A 17851-nucleotide genomic window follows, 5' to 3' on the forward strand; every position below is an offset into this window, starting at 1 on the left:
GATGGTCATCCGGCCCCGGGTCGCACCGCGTACGTCGACCGACCGGTCGAGCTTCGTCTACTGGGCCACCGCCGAGCAGGCGGACATCGAGGCAGCCGCGGGGCGCGGCCGGGCCGGCGCCGTGCTGCGGGGTGTTCATCGCGGCCTCACCGGCGCCGGTCGCCCAGGCCCCGGCCGCCGCCGTGGTCCCCGTCGCGCGGGGAGCCCCGGTCGCGGGGGCGGAAGAAGTCCCCGGGGTCGAGGTCCCCGTCCAGGAACCGGCCCACGAAGAATCCGACGGCGCCGAGCGCCGCCACCAGCAGGAAGGCTCCGAACCCGCCGAAGTACCCGGCGAACCCCAGTGCCATGCCGGCCACCAGGCCGACGACCGCCATGCTCATGCGGGTTCCTCTCGGCGCGCCTACTGGAGCCGGGATTCCGGCTCCTCGTCCTCTTCGTCGGGCAGCTTGACGTCACTGACCGCGACGTTGACCTCGACGACCTCGAGGCCGGTCATCCGTTCCACGGCGGAGATCACGTTCTCCCGCACCGCGCGGGCCACGGCGCGGATCGACACGCCGTAATCCACGACGATCTCCACGTCGAGGGCGGTCTGCACCTCCCCGACCTCGGCCTTGACGCCCCGGCTGACCGACGCCTTCGCGCCGCCCGGGACCCGGTCGCGGACCGCGCCGAAGGTGCGGGAGAGGCCGCTGCCGCTGCCCATCGCGTGGACGCCGACCACCTCGCGGGCGGCCAGCCCCGCGATCTTCTCCACCACGCCGTCGGCGATGCTGGTGCGGCCCCGGTCGGCCGGTTCCCTGGTGGGGCCCCCCGCTGCGGATGCGGATCCGGATGCCGAGTCGCTCATCGCCGTGTCCTTTCTCGCGTACGGACTTACCACCACCGTAAGCGCGCTCCGCCGCCGATGCGCCGGGACTACGCCGGTCGGCCCGGAAGAGATGTGGCGATCACCGTTGACCTCGACCGCGATCGAGGTTCGAGACCGGGCGCGCGGACGGGACCCGGAGCCGGGCTGGACGGAGCGGGTCGGGGGCCCGGTGGACGTCCTGCTCGACGGGGTCGGCGGCGCGCTGGGCCTGGCGGGCTTCGGCCTGGCCCGGGACGGGGGCCGGGTGTCGGCGCACGGGGCGCCGAGCCCTCAATCGCCGGGCAGGCTGAAATGGCTCAAATCCAGCCCGCCCGGCGATTGAGGGCAGGGGCCGGGTCAGTCCGAGAAGCCGGCCAGGTCTCGGAGGCGGCGGGACTGGGCGGCGCGCTCGGCGACCCGCTGGTCGTCGTAGGCACGCCCGACCGCCCCCCGCAGCAACGCCTTCGTCTCGATCACCGCATCCCGCGGCGGAGCCACCAACGCCGCCACCAGATCCCGCACGGCGGCATCCAGCTCGGCCCCCGGCACCACGAGATTGGCGAGGCCGATCCGCTCGGCCTCCTCCGCGTGGACGAAGCGCCCGGTGGCGCAGATCTCCAGCGCGCGCGCATAGCCGACCAGCTCGATCAGCGGCCGCGTACCGGCCAGGTCGGGCACCAGCCCCAGGCTGGTCTCGCGCATGGCGAACTGCACGTCGTCCGCGACGACGCGCAGGTCACAGCCGAGCGCGAGCTGGAAGCCGGCGCCGATGGCATGACCGTGCACCGCGGCGACGGAAATGATGTCGTTGCGCCTCCACCAGGTGAAGGCCTCCTGGTACTCGGCGATGGTGGCGTCCAGCTGTTCGTCGGAGCCACGCGCCAGGTCCAGGAAGGACGGCTCGCCCTCGAAGCCTTCGGGCGTGAACGCCTGTCGGTCGAGTCCGGCGGAGAAGGACTGGCCTTCGCCGCGCAGCACGACGACCCGGACGGTGCCCGGCAACAACCGGCCGGCCTCTGCCAACGCCCGCCAGAGCGCGGGGGACTGGGCGTTTCGCTTGGCCGGATTGGTCAGTGTCACCGAGGCGACCGTGTCGTCGACGGTGAGCCGTACGCCGTCCTTGTCGAGCAGAGCCATCTGTGTGCCTCCGGTGTGCAGTCGGCCGCGGACTCGGCCTTAAGTGACTGCACAGTAACCACCCGGTCGACCACAGGGCCGACCGGGGGTCACCGAAGGAACCTAGGAGCGATTTCGAACCCGGCCGGATGGCCTGGATCGGACCGAAGCCTGCGGCCGGGGCCTCAGGCCGAAGTCGCCTTCTTTCCGCGCGTCGCGCCACCGCGACCACGCAGTGTGACTCCGGACTCGCTGAGCATCCGGTGCACGAACCCGTAGGACCGGCCGGTTGACTCGGCCAGCGCCCGGATGCTCGCACCGGAGTCGTATTGCTTCTTCAGGTCTGCCGCGAGCTTGTCGCGCGCGGCGCCGGTTACCCGGCTGCCCTTCTTCAGAGTCTCGGCCACCCGTGCCTCCTCATGGGAAGTGCGCTCTGGACTTCTCATGATCACCCCTCTCGGGCTTCCTGGCCACCCATTCGGCAAGGTCGGCGCGAGCGCTTTTCCCGAGGAGTGGACACCCGCGCAGAACGGAATCTCCCCTTCCGCCCCTTGCCCTCCGTCACGCGCCGCGACCCTGGGTGGGAATCTCCAGGTCAGGGGCCACACGCGAAAAACAGCGAGCCCCGGCCGCGCTGCGATGAGCGCGCGGCCGGGGCCGTTGTACAGGGTGCGGGGGTACGAGACGTTCTCACTCAGATGATGGATCACTCGTGGGCCGAATGATCCATAAGGAACTGGATCAACGCGCCGGACCACCCCCGGTCCACCACCCGGACCACCCTCTGACCACCCGGGGAGCGGCTCAGGCCAGGGCCACCAGGTCCCGGTAGTCCGGGCCCCACAGGTCCTCGACGCCGTCCGGGAGCAGGATGATCCGCTCCGGCTCCAGCGCCTCGACCGCGCCCTCGTCGTGCGTGACGAGGATGACGGCGCCCTTGTAGGTGCGCAGCGCGCCGAGGATCTCCTCGCGGCTGGCCGGGTCGAGGTTGTTGGTGGGCTCGTCGAGGAGCAGCACGTTCGCCGAGGACACGACCAGGGTGGCCAGGGCGAGGCGGGTCTTCTCGCCGCCGGAGAGGACCCCGGCCGGCTTGTCGACGTCGTCGCCGGAGAACAGGAAGGAGCCGAGCGTCTTGCGGACGGCGACCAGGTCCAGGTCCGGCGCCGAGGAGCGCATGTTCTCCAGGACCGAGCGCTCCGGGTCCAGGGTCTCGTGCTCCTGGGCGTAGTAGCCGAGCTTGAGGCCGTGACCGGGGACGACCGTGCCGGTGTCGGGCTTCTCGGTGCCCGACAGCAGGCGCAGCAGGGTCGTCTTGCCGGCGCCGTTGAGGCCGAGGATGACGACGCGCGAGCCCTTGTCGATGGCCAGGTCGACGTCGGTGAAGATCTCCAGCGAGCCGTACGACTTGGACAGGCCCTCGGCGGTCAGCGGGGTCTTGCCGCAGGGCGCCGGGTCCGGGAAGCGGAGCTTGGCGACCTTGTCGGAGACGCGGACGGCGTCCAGGCCGGCGAGCAGCCGGTCGGCGCGCTTGGCCATGTTCTGCGCGGCGACGGTCTTGGTCGCCTTGGCGCGCATCTTGTCGGCCTGGGAGTTGAGGGCCGCGGCCTTCTTCTCCGCGTTCTGGCGCTCGCGCTTGCGGCGCTTCTCGTCGGCCTCGCGCTGCTGCTGGTAGAGCTTCCAGCCCATGTTGTAGACGTCGATCTGGGCGCGGTTGGCGTCCAGGTAGAAGACCTTGTTGACGACGGTCTCGACCAGGTCGACGTCGTGGGAGATCACGACGAAGCCGCCGCGGTAGTTCTTGAGGTAGTCGCGCAGCCAGACGATCGAGTCGGCGTCGAGGTGGTTGGTGGGCTCGTCGAGGAGCAGGGTGTCGGCGTCCGAGAAGAGAATCCGGGCCAGCTCGACGCGGCGGCGCTGACCACCGGAGAGGGTGTGCAGGGGCTGGCCGAGGACCCGGTCGGGCAGGCCGAGCGCGGCGGAGATGGTCGCGGCCTCGGACTCGGCGGCGTACCCGCCCTTGGTCAGGAACTCCGTCTCCTGGCGCTCGTACTGCCGCATGGCCTTCTCGCGGGTGGCGCCGGAGCCGGAAGAGATGCGCTCCTCGTTCATGCGCATCTTCTTGAGCAGGACGTCGAGCCCGCGCGCGGAGAGGATCCGGTCGCTGGCGAGGACCTCGAGGTCGCCGGTGCGCGGGTCCTGCGGGAGGTAGCCGACCTCGCCGGAGCGGGTGATGGTGCCCGCGGCGGGCTGTCCCTCGCCCGCGAGGCACTTGGTCAGGGTGGTCTTGCCCGCTCCGTTGCGGCCGACCAGGCCGATGCGGTCGCCCTTGGCGACGCGGAAGGAGGCGGACTCGATGAGGATGCGGGCGCCGGCGCGCAGTTCGACGCCGGTTGCGGTGATCACGGAAATACTCCAGGGCGGTGGGGACGGCGGAAGGGGGGCAGGGACGCGAGACTTCCGACGCCGCTAATCCGCGAGGAGATTTGCCATGGAGACATTCTACCGGGGGCGCGCAACCACTTTTCGGGGCGCCCGCCCCCGGGCGGGCGCCGGCCGGTGTCCCCCGTTCGGCCCCCGTGCGACGCCGCGCTCCGGGCATGGGTACCAGGATGAAGGGGTCGTAGAGGTTGATACTCGCCGCAGGGGCGGCCACTGACCTCCCCCCACGTCACGATGAGAGGCCGGTGCGGGATGCAGTTCGACGACGACGCGAATCTGGACACGTCCGAGGTCAACGACGTGCGCGGCAGCCGCATCCCGGGCGGCCGGGCCACGGTCGGCGGTGGCATCGTGGGCCTCATCGCGCTGGTCATGGGGCTGCTCTTCGGTGTGGGCCCCGAGCAGCTCGGGCTCTCCGACGGCAGTCCGCAGCCCGCCGTCACCTCCTCGTCGGCCGCGCAGGTGCAGCAGACCTGCAAGACGGGCAGGGACGCGAACGCGCGGGAGGACTGCCGACTGGTGGGAGTGGTCAACAGCACACAGGACTTCTGGAAGCAGGAGTTCACCCGGCGCGGCGGCCGGTACACCCCGGCGCAGACGGTCTTCTTCACCGGCCGGGTCGGCACCGCCTGCGGCACGGCCACCTCGGCCGTGGGCCCGTTCTACTGTCCCGGTGACCGGCAGGTCTATCTCGACCTGGGGTTCTTCAACGACCTGCGGACGAAGTTCGGCGCGAGCGGCGGCCCGTTCGCCCAGGCCTACGTGGTGGCCCACGAGTACGGGCACCACATCCAGAACCTGACCGGCACCCTGCAGAAGGCCCAGGACGGACAGCAGGGCGCGAACAGCAACGCGGTCAAGGTGGAGCTGCAGGCCGACTGCTACGCGGGCGTGTGGGCGCACCACGCCACCACGACCCCGGACAAGGCCACCGGCCGGCCGCTGATCACGAATTTGACCGAGCAGGACGTCAAGGACGGGCTGAACGCGGCGGCGGCGGTCGGCGACGACCGGATCCAGGAGAAGTTCCAGGGCCGGGTGACCCCGGAGTCCTGGACGCACGGCAGCGCCGAACAGCGTCAGCAGTGGTTCTACCAGGGCTACCGGACGGGCGACATGGCCCAGTGCAACACCTTCCGCTGACTGTCACACCCGCCTGCGAGACTTGTGGTCCGGGTCACATTCACGGGTCACGTTCACAAGAGGGAGTGATCGCCATGGCAGGTGTTCCGACCATCTTTCCGACGCTGCTCTACCGCGATGCCCAGGCCGCCATCAAGCAGCTGACCGAGGCCTTCGGCTTCACCCAGGCCGCCGTGTACGAGGGCGAGGACGGCGCGGTGATGCACGCCGAGCTGGCGTACGGCAACGGCATGGTGATGCTGGGCAGCAAGGGCCGGGGCGGGGTCTTCGACGCGGCCATGGCCGACGGCGGCCCGACCGGGGTGTACATCGTGGTCGAGGACGTGGACGCGCACCACCGCCGGGCCGTGGAGCACGGGGTGGAGATCCTGATGCCGCCGACCGACCAGGACTACGGGTCGCGGGACTACATGGCCCGCGACGGCGAGGGCAACATCTGGAGCTTCGGGACGTACGCCCCGCAGGTCTGAACCGCGGAGCCGGTCCCCGCCCCCCACTCGCGGACCCGGCCCGCGGCCAAAGAGACGGCCTAGTGCCGCGTCAGGCAATGTTCGCCCCGTCGCGACGGGCAAACGTTGCCTGACGCGGCACTAGACGCCGCCGGTGTGCACCTGGAAGGCGGCGCGGCGCATCGCCTTGGCGAGGGCCGGGTCGGGGTGGGCGGCGGCCAGGGCCACGAGGACCTGCACGGTGCGGGGGTGGCCGACCGCGCGGACCTCGTCCAGCAGCCGGGGGACGGTGGTGCGGACGGCCGAGTCGAGGTGGCGGGCCAGCAGCTCCGCCTCGCCGTGGTCGGCGATGGCGGCCGCGGTGTCGACCCACAGCCAGGTCGACTCCTCGCGGGTGAGCACGTCCTGGGCCTCGTCGGGGTCCACGCCGTCGTGCTCGGCGAGCCAGAGCAGGGCGTACGGCCGCAGCGTGGCCTCGCGGGCGGCGGCGCGCACCTCGGGCTCGGCCGGGGCGCCGACCACGCGCAGCGCCTCGAAGGCCAGCCCGCGCAGCAGCGCGTCCTCCCCGCGGGCGGCGTGCAGCAGCTCGCTGACGGCGTGCCCGACGGGCCGGGCGGCGAGCCAGGCCAGGTATTCGGCGCGGGCCGGGCCGGGGGTGAGCCGGGCGCAGCCGTGCAGCATGGCGGCGGCGGACTGCTCGATGTTCCCGGCGGGGCTCTGGGCGGCCACGCAGATCTGTTCCAGCTTGACCCAGACCGCCCAGCTGCCGAGCGGGGTGAGCGCGGCCTGGGCGGGGCCCAGGGTGACGGCGTCGACGGCGGCCAGGCCGCCGAGGGCCCAGCGCAGCAGGCGGGCGAGCGGGACGGGCCGGTCGGCGACGGCCGTCTCGGAACCGGAACCGGAGCCCGGCTGACCGTGCTCGGACGCCGGGGCGTCGTAGGGGACTTCGCAGCGCTCGTCGCGCAGTTCGACGACGCGCTGGCCGAGCAGGTCCAGCAGGGCCGGGACGGTGACCGGACCGGCGGAGAGCTGGAGCAGGGAGAGGACCTGGGGCATCGATTCAACCACTTCGGCGACGGCCGAGGGCGCGATGTCGGCGGGCGCCGGGTGGACGAGCGACCAGGCGTCGAAGAGGGCGACCCAGCCGCGCAGGACGGCCGTGTCGTCCCGGTCCCAGGCGCGCAGCCGCCAGCCGGGGCGGGCGTGTCCGCCGTGCATCTCGACGAGGCCCGCGAGCCGGGCGCGGTCCCAGCCCACCTGGATCTGGCCGTGCGTCAGACCCAGCTGCCGGGCGGCCCGTTCGACGTCGGCGGCGGGCAGCGCGCCCGCCGGGGCGGGCCGGGGCCCGTCCGCGACGCCGAGGTGGTGCTCGGCCCAGCGGGCCAGGCGTACGGCGTCCGCCAGCGAGGCGCGGGCCCGGTTCGCGAGGTCGGGCGCGGCGGGGGTGCCCGCCGGGGGCCGGGGGGCCGGCCGGGTGCTCCGGTCGGTCACCGCCTTGCGGGCCGTGGCGACGGAGCGCGGCGAGACGAGGCGGAGTCTGGAGTCGCGAGCCAACTGCTCATCAGGCTTTCGGGACGTCACGGAAGCAGTCTCGCCCGTCACGGCCCGAAAGCCCAAACGGAACCGGCGGTTACCGTCGGCAGTCAAGGGGTGATATCGGGACAAACGGCCCTTCGCGCCACGGTGGCTACATAAGAGGGGTCAGGAACCTGCGCAGGGCTTCCTCGTAGCCCGCCGGATCGGCGTTCCACATCGCCCCGTGGGGGGCGTCGCGGACGGTGCGCAGGGTGACGAGGTCCGGCCGGGCCGCGGCGAGCCGGCGCGAGGGCTCCCAGGGGGCGAGGGTGTCGTCGGGCCCGTGGAAGATCAGTACGGGCATCCGCAGCGCCCTCGGATCGGCGCCCGGGGCCCGCGCGTCGGCCCGGAGCCCGGCGCTGCCCTCGGCGGCCCGGACCGCGAGCGGGAGCAGCGCGGCCGGGGTCCGCCGGGCGGCGGCGAGCCGGCGCAGGGTGGTGTGCCAGTCCAGCACCGGGGAGTCGAGGACCAGGCCGGAGATCCGGTCGGCGAGCGCGGAGCGTTCGGCGGCGTGCAGGGCCATGGTCGCGCCGGTGGACCACCCGTACAGGACGACCCGGCGGGCGCCGAAGCGCAGGGCGTAGCGGATGGCCGCGTCCAGGTCGCGCCACTCCGAGGCGCCGAGGTGGCCGAGGCCGTCCGGCGGGCGGGGCGCGCCGAGGTCGCCGCGGTAGGCGAGGTCGAGGACCGGCAGCCGGTGGTGGTGCAGGAAGGGCATGACCACCATCGGGTGTTCCCGGGTGCCGCCGAGCCCGTGCGCGGTGATGACCCAGGTGTCGCGGGCGCCGGGCACGAACCAGGCGGGCAGCGCGCCCAGCTCGCCGGGGACGTCCACGTCGGCGTGGTCGAGCCCGAGGGCGGTGCGCGGGTTGCCCAGGTGGATCTGCGGGGTCAGCCGGACCCGGGTGCCCGGGGCCAGGGCGCCGTGGGTGACTCCGACCAGCCGCCGCACCACGGCGTCCGGGTCGTGCGGGACGTCGGGCAGGACCGCGCCGACCACGGCGTGCACCCCGGGCGCGGCCAGGGCGTACGTACCGGGCCACTGGGAGGCGAGGGACCGGGTCAGGACGACCTGGTCCCCGGCGGTGGAGTGGACGACGAGCCGGGGGCCGCCGGGCAGGGGGCGGCCGGGGTCGGTCCGCAGGGCGGCGTCGGCGGCGTACCGGCCCGCGGCCAGCGCGGCGACCGCGGCCACGCCTGCGGCGGCGGTGAGGGTGGTGACGGCCGCTGCCGTCGCTGTAGCGGTGCGCACCGCTCCAGTGTCGGGCGGCCGGGCCGCCACGGCATCCGGAGCGAGTCCTTCCGGGCGGGCGGGCCCGGTGCGCGCGGCCCGCCGGACCGGACCCCTCCACCCTGTGATCCAGGTCTCCCCGGCGGGGTCCGGACGAGGGGAAAGCGGACCGGAAGACCCTCGGCCCGGCGGTCGGCAACCCGCCCCTGACGTGCGTAAATCGATATATCCATGAATCAATGAGGGCGAGGCGCTCAAAAGGGCCTTCGATCGGTACACCGCTCCGCCCGTTTCAGTTCATCTTCCGTTCACCCAGGTTGCCTACGGTCGGCTTGCCACTGACGTCAAACAGAAGCCTGGGTAAATGGAGCACATAACGCTTCTCCTCGGGATCGTGATCATCACCGCTCTCGTGTTCGACTTCACGAACGGTTTTCACGACACGGCCAACGCGATGGCTACCACCATCTCGACCGGCGCACTCAAGCCCAAGACGGCGGTGGCCATGTCCGCCGTGCTGAACCTCGTCGGCGCGTTCATGTCCGTGGAGGTCGCCAAGACGATCTCCAAGGGCCTGGTCAACGAGCAAGGCATCCAGCCAGAGGTGATCTTCGCCGCGCTCGTCGGCGCGATCCTCTGGAACCTCGTCACCTGGCTGGTCGGCCTGCCGTCCAGCTCGTCGCACGCCCTGATGGGCGGCCTGGTCGGCGCGGCCGTCGCCTCCGCCGGTCTCGGCGCCGTCAACGGCGGCACGCTCGTCACCAAGGTGCTGCTCCCCGCGGTCGCCGCGCCGATCGTGGCCGGTGTGGCCGCGATGCTGGCCGCCAGGCTCACGTACAAGCTGGGCTCCAACGTCGACGCGAAGACCTCGGCCAAGGGCTACAAGGCCGGTCAGATCGCCTCGGCCGGGCTCGTCTCCCTCGCGCACGGCACCAACGACGCGCAGAAGACGATGGGCATCATCACCCTGGCGCTGGTCGCGGGCGGGGCGCTCGCGCCCGGCTCCAACCCGCCGGTCTGGGTCATCGTCTCCGCCGGCATGGCGATCGCGATGGGCACCTACCTGGGCGGCTGGCGCATCATCCGCACCATGGGCAGCGGCCTGACCGACCTCCAGCCGCAGCAGGGCTTCGCCGCCCAGACCTCGGCCGCGAGCGTCATCCTGGCCTCGTCCAGCCTCGGCTTCTCCCTCTCCACCACCCACGCCTGTTCCGGCGCGGTCATGGGCGCGGGTCTGGGCCGCAAGGGCGGAGTGGTCCGCTGGTCCACCGCCAGCCGGATGTTCATGGCCTGGGGCCTGACCCTGCCGGCCGCCGCCCTGGTCTCCGCGGGCGCCGAGCTGGTCATGCGGACCGGTGACGTCGGTGTCGCCGCCGTCACGCTCTTCCTCATCGGCTCCTGCGTCGCCATCTGGCTGATCTCGCGCCGCCAGGTCGTCGACCACCACAACGTGAACGACGTCGCGGACACCGCGGCCGAGGCGCCGGGCGTGGTCACCACCGCGATCGCCGCCGTCGCCGTCCCGCCGGTCGCGGGCACCACCGCCGCGGTCACGGACGAGAGCTTCAAGGCGACCATCCCGACCCCGGCCCCGGCCGCTCCCCCGGCACCGGCGGCGCCCGCCGCCGCGGTCTGACCCGCAGAGGAATCGGCAGTATGAAGATCGACTGGGCAGCACTCGGCTCCGTGTTCGGAGTCAGCCTCTCCGCGACGGTCACCCTCGTGACCCTGTTCGCGCTGGGCATCCTGGGACTGTCGAAGCACGAGACCGCGACGGGCCAGGGCGGCGCCGCCCACCTGGCGCGCACCGGGGCCTACGCCTGCTTCGCGCTCTGCGCGGTGGCCGTCGGCTACGCGATCTACCTGATCGTCGGCTGACACCACCCGCACCCCGTCCGCACCAGCACGTCCGAAAGCTCCCTCCGGCTCCGAGCCGGGGGGAGCTTTCGCAGGTCAACGGCAAGTTGACGGGCGTTCGCGGGGCGTGGTGGACTGCCGGAGCCAACACGGCGGCATGAAGAGGAAGTCCGGTGCGAATCCGGCGCGGTCCCGCCACTGTCACCGAGGAGCCAGGGGCTCCCGGGAGCCAGGAACTCTCGCCACCGGACACGTCGAACCAGGGCGCGGACCCTGAGTGAGGACCTACCTGCCACATGCGTGCCGACCGCGTTTTCGCGTACGGCGCGACGGCCGGCCTGATCGGCGACCGGATCCTCGGTGATCCTCGCCGCGGGCATCCCGTCGCCGCTTTCGGGCGGACCGCCGCCACCGTCGAACGAGCCCTGTGGGGCGAGAGCCGGGCCAGGGGTGCCGTGCACGCCCTGGTGTGCGCCGGGGGCGCGGCCGCCCTCGGCGCGCTGGGCGCCCGCGCCGTGCGCTCCCGGCCCGCCGCCGCCCGTATCGCCCTGACCGCCGCCGCCACCTGGGCGGTGGTCGGCGGCACCTCGCTGGGCCGCGAGGCCCGTGCCATCGGGGGCGCGCTGGCCGCCGGGGACGCCGAGGTGGCCCGCGAGCGGCTGCCCCACCTGTGCGGGCGCGACCCGCAGGCGCTGAACGAGCAGCAGATCGCCCGCGCCGTCGTGGAGTCGGTCGCCGAGAACACCTCCGACGCCGTCGTCGGCGCCCTGGTGTGGGGCGCGCTGGCGGGGGTGCCCGGGCTGCTGGGTTTCCGCGCCGTGAACACGCTGGACGCGATGGTCGGCCACAAGTCCCCCCGCTACCTGCGCTACGGCTGGGCCTCGGCCCGGCTCGACGACCTCGCGGGCTGGCCGGGCGCCCGGCTGACCGCGCTGGCCGCCGTACTCGCCGGTCCCGACCGGCGGGGCGCCGTGCGGGCCTGGCGCGCGGACGCGGCCGCCCACCCCAGCCCGAACGCCGGACCGGTGGAGGCCTCCTTCGCGGGGGCGCTCGGGGTCCGCCTCGGCGGGACCCTGGCCTACGCCGGGCGCGTGGAGCACCGGGCGGTGCTGAACGGAGCCGCGGGCCGGCCGGTCGAGGTCGCGGACATCGAGCGGGCCGTACGGCTGTCGCGCCGGGTCACCTGGATCGCCCTCGGCGCCTGTGTGTCCCTGCGGTTGCTGGTGTCGTCACTGTGCGCATCACCGTGCGCATCCGGTCGTACTACGAAGGGACGCGTATGAGCGGCGCGCGGCGCGGCGGCGGACTCCTGGTCGCCGGAACCACCTCCGACGCGGGCAAGAGCGTGGTCACCGCGGGCATCTGCCGCTGGCTGGCCCGCCAGGGCGTGAAGGTGGCCCCCTTCAAGGCCCAGAACATGTCCCTGAACTCCTTCGTCACGCTGGAGGGCGCCGAGATCGGCCGCGCCCAGGCGATGCAGGCCCAGGCGGCCAGGGTCGAGCCGACCGCGCTGATGAACCCGGTGCTGCTCAAGCCCGGCAGCGACAGCAGCAGCCAGGTGGTGCTGCTGGGCAAGCCGGTGGGCGAGATGAGCGCCCGTGGCTACCACGGCGGGCGCCAGGAGCGGTTGCTCGGCATCGTCACGGACTGCCTGGAGCAACTGCGGGGCACGTATGACGCCGTGATCTGCGAGGGGGCGGGCAGTCCGGCCGAGATCAATCTCCGGCGCACGGACATCGTGAACATGGGCATCGCGCGGGCCGCGCGCTTCCCGGTGGTCGTGGTCGGCGACATCGACCGCGGCGGGGTCTTCGCCTCCTTCTTCGGTACGACGGCGCTGCTCTCCCCCGAGGACCAGTCGCTGATCGCGGGCTACCTGGTCAACAAGTTCCGCGGCGACGTGTCCCTGTTGGAGCCCGGCATGGAGATGCTGCGCGGGCTGACCGGGCGCGCGACCTACGGCGTGCTGCCCTTCCGGCACGGGCTGGGCATCGACGAGGAGGACGGCCTGCGGGTCTCGCTGCGCGGCGCCGTGCGCGAGTCGGTGGTGGCCCCGCCGGTCGGCGAGGACGTGCTGCGGGTCGCGGTGTGCGCGGTGCCGCTCATGTCGAACTTCACCGACGTGGACGCGCTGGCCGCCGAACCGGGCGTCGTGGTGCGGTTCGTGGACCGGGCCGAGGAGCTGGCCGACGCCGACCTGGTCGTCGTACCCGGCACCCGCGGCACCGTGAAGGCGCTCGCCTGGCTGCGCGAGCGCGGGCTCGCCGACGCGCTGGCCCGGCGGGCCGCCGAGGGGCGCCCGGTGCTGGGGATCTGCGGTGGCTTCCAGGTGCTGGGCGAGTCGATCGAGGACGAGGTCGAGTCCCGGGCCGGGGTCGTCGAGGGGCTCGGGCTGCTGCCGGTGCGCGTGCGCTTCGAGCGGGAGAAGACCCTCGCCCGGCCGAGCGGGCGGGCGCTGGGCGAGGCCGTCCTGGGGTACGAGATCCACCACGGCGTGGCCGATGTGCGGGGCGGGGTGCCCTTCCTGGACGGGTGCCGGGTCGGTGAGGTGTGGGGCACGCACTGGCACGGGTCGCTGGAGAGCGACGGGTTCCGGCGGGCCTTCCTGCGGGAGGTCGCGTCGGCGGCCGGGCGCCGCTTCGTCCCGGCGCCGGACACGTCCTTCGGCTCCCTGCGGGAGGAACAGCTTGATCTGCTGGGCGATTTGATCGAGGAGCACGCGGATACGGGTGCGCTGCTGCGACTGATCGAGGGCGGGGCTCCGGCCGGGCTCCCCTTCCTCCCGCCGGGTGCGCCGTGACGGCGGCCCTGGCCCTGCGGGGGCTTTCCCCTACCCGCCCCTTCTCGAAACCGGGCCCCGCCCGGACCCGCGCCTCAAACGCCGGCGGGGCTGAAGTTGCCCTGCGGTCAACTCGGCCGCGCCGAGCGGACAACGGCAGCGAAAACCAGCCCCGCCGGCGATTGAGGCGCGGGGTCCGGGGCGGAGCCCCGGGTACGGTCCGCACCTTCGAAGGAGTGAGCAACGCATGAGCACGCCCTACCCGTTCACCGCGGTGGTCGGCCAGGCCGACCTGCGCCTCGCGCTGCTGCTCAACGCGGTGAGCCCCGCCGTCGGCGGCGTGCTGGTGCGCGGCGAGAAGGGCACGGCCAAGTCGACCGCCGTGCGCGCGCTGTCCGCGCTGCTGCCGCAGGTCGACGTCGTGCCCGGCTGCCGGTTCAGCTGCGCGCCCGCCGCACCGGATCCGGCCTGCCCCGACGGCCCGCACGAGAGCGGCGGCGGGGCCGCGCGCCCCGCGCGGATGGTGGAGCTGCCCGTCGGCGCCTCCGAGGACCGCCTGGTGGGGGCGCTCGACATCGAACGGGCCCTGTCCGAGGGCGTGAAGGCCTTCGAACCGGGCCTGCTGGCCGACGCGCACCGCGGGATCCTCTACGTCGACGAGGTCAACCTGCTGCACGACCACCTCATCGACCTGCTCCTCGACGCCGCCGCGATGGGCGCCTCCTACGTCGAGCGCGAGGGCGTCTCCGTCCGGCACGCCGCCCGCTTCCTGCTCGTGGGCACGATGAACCCGGAGGAGGGCGAGCTGCGGCCGCAGCTGCTGGACCGCTTCGGGCTGACCGTCGAGGTCGCCGCCTCCCGCGAGCCCGCGCAGCGCGTCGAGGTGGTGCGCCGCCGGCTCGCGTACGAGGACGACTCCGCGGCCTTCGCCGCGCGCTGGGCCGGGGACGAGGCGGACGTACGGACCCGGGTGGTCGCCGCGCGGGAGCTGCTGGGCCGGGTGGTGCTCGGGGACGGCGCGCTGATGCAGATCGCCGCGACCTGCGCCGCCTTCGAGGTCGACGGGATGCGGGCCGACATCGTGATGGCGCGCACCGCCACCGCGCTGGCGGCCTGGGCCGGGCGCACGGACGTGCGCAAGGAGGACGTGCGCCAGGCCGCGCTGCTGGCGCTGCCGCACCGGCGGCGGCGCAACCCCTTCGACGCGCCGGGGCTGGACGAGGACATGCTGGACGAGATCCTCGACTCGTTCCCGGACGAGGAGCCCGAACCCGACCCGGAGCCCGAGCCGGAGCCCGAGGGTCCGGATGACGGCGGACCGGAGGGCGGACCCGAGGGCGGACCGGACGGAGGCCCGGACGGGGGGCCCGACGGCGGCGGGGTGCCGCCGCAGGACCACGGACGGGATCCGGCGCCGGAGTCCGCTCCGGGGACGGACGGCGGCGCGGACCCGGCGGATCCGGCGGAGCCGGAGCAGGCCCCCGAGCCCGCCCCCGCCCCCGCCCGCGCCGACGCGGCCGACGGGCCCACCCAGGCCGCCGTACGGGCCGCGGACCCCTTCCGGACCAAGATGCTCAGCGTCCCGGGCCTCGGCGAGGGCGCGTCGGGACGGCGCTCGCGGGCCCGCACCGCGCACGGGCGCACGACCGGCGCGCAGCGCCCCCGGGGCCAGCTGACCAAGCTGCACCTGGCGGCGACCATCCAGGCGGCCGCCCCGCACCAGCTGGCCCGCGGGCGCAGCGGCCGTGGACTGGTCGTGCGCAAGGACGACCTGCGCCAGGCGACCCGGGAGGGGCGCGAGGGCAACCTCGTGCTGTTCGTCGTGGACGCTTCCGGCTCGATGGCGGCCCGCAAGCGGATGGGCGCGGTCAAGGGCGCGGTCCTGTCCCTGCTGCTGGACGCCTACCAGCGGCGCGACAAGGTCGGCCTGATCACCTTCCGCGGGACCGGCGCCGAGCTGGCGCTGCCGCCCACCTCCTCGGTGGACGCGGCGGCGGCCCGGCTGGAGCGGCTGCCGACCGGCGGGCGCACCCCGCTGGCGGCGGGACTCCTCAAGGCCCACGAGGTGCTGCGCGTCGAGCGGCTGCGCGATCCCTCGCGCCGCCCGCTGCTGGTGGTCGTCACCGACGGCCGCGCCACCTCGGCGGGCCCGGCGGGCGGGGACGCCCGGGCGCTCGCGCGCCGCGCCGCGCTGCTGCTCCAGGGCGAGCACGTCGCCTCGGTGGTCGTGGACTGCGAGTCGGGCCCGGTCCGGCTCGGGCTCGCCGGGGTCCTGGCCACCGATCTGGGCGGTCCGGCCGTGACCCTCGACGGGCTGCGGGCCGACTCGCTGGCCGGGCTCGTGAAGAACGTACGCACCTCATCCCCGACCCTCAGGAGGGCCGCTTAATGCCGCAGGGACAGCCGTCCGTCGTTCCCGACGACGGACTCACGACGCGTCAGCGTCGCAACCGCCCGCTGGTCTTCGTCCACACCGGACCCGGCAAGGGCAAGTCGACGGCCGCCTTCGGCCTGGCGCTGCGCGCCTGGAACCAGGGCTGGCCGGTCGGGGTGTTCCAGTTCGTCAAGTCGGCGAAGTGGAAGGTCGGCGAGGAGAACGCGCTCAAGGCCCTCGGCGAGACCGGCAAGGGCGGCCCGGTCGTCTGGCACAAGATGGGCGAGGGCTGGTCCTGGGTCCAGCGCGACGCACAGCTCGACAACGAGCAGGCGGCGAAGGAGGGTTGGGAGCAGGTCAAGCGCGACCTGGCGGCCGGGACGCACACCCTGTACGTCCTGGACGAGTTCACGTACGCGCTGCGCTGGGGATGGATCGACGTGGACGAGGTGATCGAGGTGCTGCGCGACCGCCCCGGGACCCAGCACGTCGTCATCACCGGCCGCAACGCACCGGAGAAGCTGGTGGAGTTCGCGGACCTGGTCACCGAGATGACCAAGGTCAAGCACCCCATGGACACCGGCCAGAAGGGCCAGAGAGGCATCGAGTGGTGACGTCCGTGACCGTCCCGCGCCTGGTGATCGCCGCGCCGTCCTCCGGCAGCGGCAAGACCACTGTCGCGACGGGCCTGATGGCGGCCTTCACGGAACGCGGCCTCGCCGTGTCCCCGCACAAGGCCGGGCCCGACTACATCGACCCGGGCTACCACGCCCTGGCCACCGGCCGGCCGGGGCGCAACCTGGACTCCTTCATGTCCGGGCCGGAGCTGATCGGCCCGCTGTTCGCGCACGGGTCGGCCGGGTGCGACCTCGCCGTGGTCGAGGGCGTGATGGGCCTGTACGACGGGGCCGCCGGGCGGGGCGAACTCGCCTCGACCGCGCAGGTCGCCAAGCTGCTGCGGGCGCCGGTGGTGCTCGTGGTGGACGCGTCCTCGCAGTCCCGGTCGGTGGCGGCGCTGGCCCACGGCTTCGCGTCCTTCGATCCGCAGGTGCGGATCGGGGGCGTGATCCTGAACAAGGTCGGCTCCGACCGGCACGAGGTGATGCTGCGCGAGGCGCTGGAGGAGGCCGGGATGCCGGTGCTCGGCGTGCTGCGCCGGGTGCCGCAGGTCGCGGCGCCCTCGCGGCACCTGGGTCTGGTCCCGGTCGCCGAGCGGCGGGCGGACGCGCTGGCCTCGGTGGCGGCGCTGGCCGAGCAGGTGCGGGCCGGGTGCGACCTGGAGGCCCTGATGGCGCTGGCCCGGACCGCGCCGCCGCTGGACTGCGCGGCGTGGGACCCCGCGGGGGCGCCGGACTTCCGCCCCGCGGCCGCCCCCGGTCGGCGGCCGGTCGTCGCCGTCGCGGGCGGGCCCGCCTTCACGTTCTCCTACGCCGAGAACGCCGAGCTGCTGACGGCCGCCGGGGCCGAGGTCGTCACCTTCGACCCGCTGCGGGACGAGGCGCTGCCCGAGGGCACCGCCGGGCTGGTCATCGGGGGCGGCTTCCCCGAGGTGTACGCGCCGGAGCTGTCGGCCAACGCCCCGCTGCGGGCCGCGGTGGCCTCCTTCGCCGCGTCGGGGGCCCCGGTCGCCGCCGAGTGCGCCGGGCTGCTCTACCTGGCGGGTTCGCTGGACGGCAAGCCGATGTGCGGGGTACTGGACGCCGACGCGCGGATGTCGGAGCGGCTCACCCTCGGCTACCGCGAGGCGGTGGCGGTGTCGGACAGCCCGCTGGCGCGGGCCGGGACCCGGCTGCGCGGGCACGAGTTCCACCGCACGGTGATCGAGCCGGGGGCGGGGGCCGCGCCCGCGTGGGGGTTCACCCACCCCGAGCGCCGGGTCGAGGGCTTCGTGCGGGGCGGCGTGCACGCCAGTTACCTGCACACGCACTGGGCCGCGGAGCCGTCGGTGGCGTGGCGCTTCGTGGCCGCGGCGCGCGCGGCGGAGGGCGCGGCCCCCGCCTCGGGAGCCGCGGGCGCAGGGGCAGCGGACGCCCGGTGA

The 17851-nt window shown here is 74.0% G+C and carries 16 protein-coding genes, 1 pseudogene and 1 riboswitch; of the genes and pseudogenes, 10 read left to right on the top strand and 7 right to left on the bottom strand.

Features of this window, described 5'->3' with window-relative positions; genetic code table 11:
- Positions 1 to 146 precede the first annotated feature (146 nt).
- Together ABT084_RS21290 and ABT084_RS21295 are read right to left on the bottom strand one after the other, a co-directional pair.
- The gene (locus tag ABT084_RS21290; RefSeq protein WP_351046098.1) at positions 147 to 380 is read right to left on the bottom strand and encodes a hypothetical protein; all 234 of its coding nucleotides are present in this window, start codon (positions 378 to 380) and stop codon (positions 147 to 149) included.
- A 20-nt stretch (positions 381 to 400) separates the two neighbouring features.
- Complete coding sequence (locus ABT084_RS21295) at positions 401 to 850, bottom strand: Asp23/Gls24 family envelope stress response protein (RefSeq protein ID WP_351046100.1); 450 nt, start codon at positions 848 to 850, stop codon at positions 401 to 403.
- Positions 851 to 956: 106 nt separating this feature from the next.
- On the opposite strand from ABT084_RS21295, the gene ABT084_RS21300 reads away from it, so the two are divergent.
- Positions 957 to 1193 (top strand): hypothetical protein, encoded by a 237-nt coding sequence (locus ABT084_RS21300; RefSeq protein ID WP_351046103.1) that lies wholly within the window; start codon positions 957 to 959, stop codon positions 1191 to 1193.
- Positions 1194 to 1207: 14 nt separating this feature from the next.
- Here the strand turns inward: ABT084_RS21300 and ABT084_RS21305 are convergent, their stop codons facing one another.
- From ABT084_RS21305 to ABT084_RS21315, 3 genes are all read right to left on the bottom strand, one after another.
- Entirely contained in the window at positions 1208 to 1987 is a 780-nt protein-coding gene (locus ABT084_RS21305; protein WP_351046105.1) for an enoyl-CoA hydratase/isomerase family protein, read from the bottom strand.
- A 164-nt stretch (positions 1988 to 2151) separates the two neighbouring features.
- Positions 2152 to 2373, bottom strand: coding sequence for a helix-turn-helix domain-containing protein (locus ABT084_RS21310; protein WP_351046108.1), 222 nt, complete (start codon positions 2371 to 2373; stop codon positions 2152 to 2154).
- Positions 2374 to 2770: 397 nt separating this feature from the next.
- Entirely contained in the window at positions 2771 to 4369 is a 1599-nt protein-coding gene (locus ABT084_RS21315) for an ABC-F family ATP-binding cassette domain-containing protein (protein ID WP_351046110.1), read from the bottom strand.
- Positions 4370 to 4657: 288 nt separating this feature from the next.
- On the opposite strand from ABT084_RS21315, the gene ypfJ reads away from it, so the two are divergent.
- Complete coding sequence (gene ypfJ, locus ABT084_RS21320; protein ID WP_351046113.1) at positions 4658 to 5548, top strand: KPN_02809 family neutral zinc metallopeptidase; 891 nt, start codon at positions 4658 to 4660, stop codon at positions 5546 to 5548.
- A gap of 74 nt (positions 5549 to 5622) precedes the next feature.
- The gene (locus tag ABT084_RS21325; RefSeq protein ID WP_351046116.1) at positions 5623 to 6018 is read left to right on the top strand and encodes a VOC family protein; all 396 of its coding nucleotides are present in this window, start codon (positions 5623 to 5625) and stop codon (positions 6016 to 6018) included.
- Positions 6019 to 6138: 120 nt separating this feature from the next.
- Here the strand turns inward: ABT084_RS21325 and ABT084_RS21330 are convergent, their stop codons facing one another.
- Positions 6139 to 7578 carry a hypothetical protein gene (locus ABT084_RS21330; protein ID WP_502968988.1) on the bottom strand — a complete coding sequence of 480 codons (1440 nt, stop codon included), beginning with the start codon at positions 7576 to 7578 and terminating at the stop codon, positions 6139 to 6141.
- Between the two features lie 106 nt (positions 7579 to 7684).
- Positions 7685 to 8824, bottom strand: coding sequence for an alpha/beta hydrolase family protein (locus ABT084_RS21335; RefSeq protein WP_351046119.1), 1140 nt, complete (start codon positions 8822 to 8824; stop codon positions 7685 to 7687).
- A gap of 343 nt (positions 8825 to 9167) precedes the next feature.
- Here ABT084_RS21335 and ABT084_RS21340 point away from each other — a divergent pair, with 343 nt between their 5' ends.
- From ABT084_RS21340 to ABT084_RS21370, 7 genes and pseudogenes are all read left to right on the top strand, one after another.
- A complete protein-coding gene (locus ABT084_RS21340) occupies positions 9168 to 10439 on the top strand; it encodes an inorganic phosphate transporter (protein ID WP_351046122.1) in 1272 nt (423 codons plus the stop codon).
- Positions 10440 to 10459: 20 nt separating this feature from the next.
- Positions 10460 to 10681 carry a hypothetical protein gene (locus tag ABT084_RS21345; RefSeq protein WP_351046125.1) on the top strand — a complete coding sequence of 74 codons (222 nt, stop codon included), beginning with the start codon at positions 10460 to 10462 and terminating at the stop codon, positions 10679 to 10681.
- Between the two features lie 94 nt (positions 10682 to 10775).
- Positions 10776 to 10920, top strand: a riboswitch (cobalamin riboswitch).
- A 36-nt stretch (positions 10921 to 10956) separates the two neighbouring features.
- Complete coding sequence (locus ABT084_RS21350) at positions 10957 to 11943, top strand: cobalamin biosynthesis protein (protein ID WP_351046128.1); 987 nt, start codon at positions 10957 to 10959, stop codon at positions 11941 to 11943.
- A pseudogene (locus ABT084_RS21355) lies at positions 11940 to 13625 on the top strand (cobyric acid synthase). Before ABT084_RS21350 ends, ABT084_RS21355 begins: the two are co-directional and overlap by 4 nt.
- A 61-nt stretch (positions 13626 to 13686) precedes the next feature.
- Positions 13687 to 15828 (top strand): putative cobaltochelatase, encoded by a 2142-nt coding sequence (locus ABT084_RS21360; protein WP_351046131.1) that lies wholly within the window; start codon positions 13687 to 13689, stop codon positions 15826 to 15828.
- A complete protein-coding gene (cobO, locus tag ABT084_RS21365; RefSeq protein ID WP_351046134.1) occupies positions 15828 to 16427 on the top strand; it encodes a cob(I)yrinic acid a,c-diamide adenosyltransferase in 600 nt (199 codons plus the stop codon). Before ABT084_RS21360 ends, cobO begins: the two co-directional genes overlap by 1 nt.
- Positions 16428 to 16432: 5 nt before the next feature.
- A complete protein-coding gene (locus tag ABT084_RS21370) occupies positions 16433 to 17851 on the top strand; it encodes a cobyrinic acid a,c-diamide synthase CobB (RefSeq protein ID WP_351046136.1) in 1419 nt (472 codons plus the stop codon).

This window comes from Streptomyces sp. NPDC002138, assembly GCF_040296485.1.
Classification (GTDB): Bacteria; Actinomycetota; Actinomycetes; order Streptomycetales; family Streptomycetaceae; genus Streptomyces.

Coding starts and splice junctions, on each gene's coding strand:
- ABT084_RS21345 (WP_351046125.1), top strand. CDS start 10,460: ATGAAGATCGACTGGGCAGCACTCGGCTCCGTGTTCGGAGTCAGCCTC.
- ABT084_RS21325 (WP_351046116.1), top strand. CDS start 5,623: ATGGCAGGTGTTCCGACCATCTTTCCGACGCTGCTCTACCGCGATGCC.
- ypfJ (WP_351046113.1), top strand. CDS start 4,658: ATGCAGTTCGACGACGACGCGAATCTGGACACGTCCGAGGTCAACGAC.
- ABT084_RS21290 (WP_351046098.1), bottom strand. CDS start 380: ATGAGCATGGCGGTCGTCGGCCTGGTGGCCGGCATGGCACTGGGGTTC.
- ABT084_RS21340 (WP_351046122.1), top strand. CDS start 9,168: ATGGAGCACATAACGCTTCTCCTCGGGATCGTGATCATCACCGCTCTC.
- ABT084_RS21295 (WP_351046100.1), bottom strand. CDS start 850: ATGAGCGACTCGGCATCCGGATCCGCATCCGCAGCGGGGGGCCCCACC.
- ABT084_RS21305 (WP_351046105.1), bottom strand. CDS start 1,987: ATGGCTCTGCTCGACAAGGACGGCGTACGGCTCACCGTCGACGACACG.
- ABT084_RS21350 (WP_351046128.1), top strand. CDS start 10,957: ATGCGTGCCGACCGCGTTTTCGCGTACGGCGCGACGGCCGGCCTGATC.
- ABT084_RS21360 (WP_351046131.1), top strand. CDS start 13,687: ATGAGCACGCCCTACCCGTTCACCGCGGTGGTCGGCCAGGCCGACCTG.
- cobO (WP_351046134.1), top strand. CDS start 15,828: ATGCCGCAGGGACAGCCGTCCGTCGTTCCCGACGACGGACTCACGACG.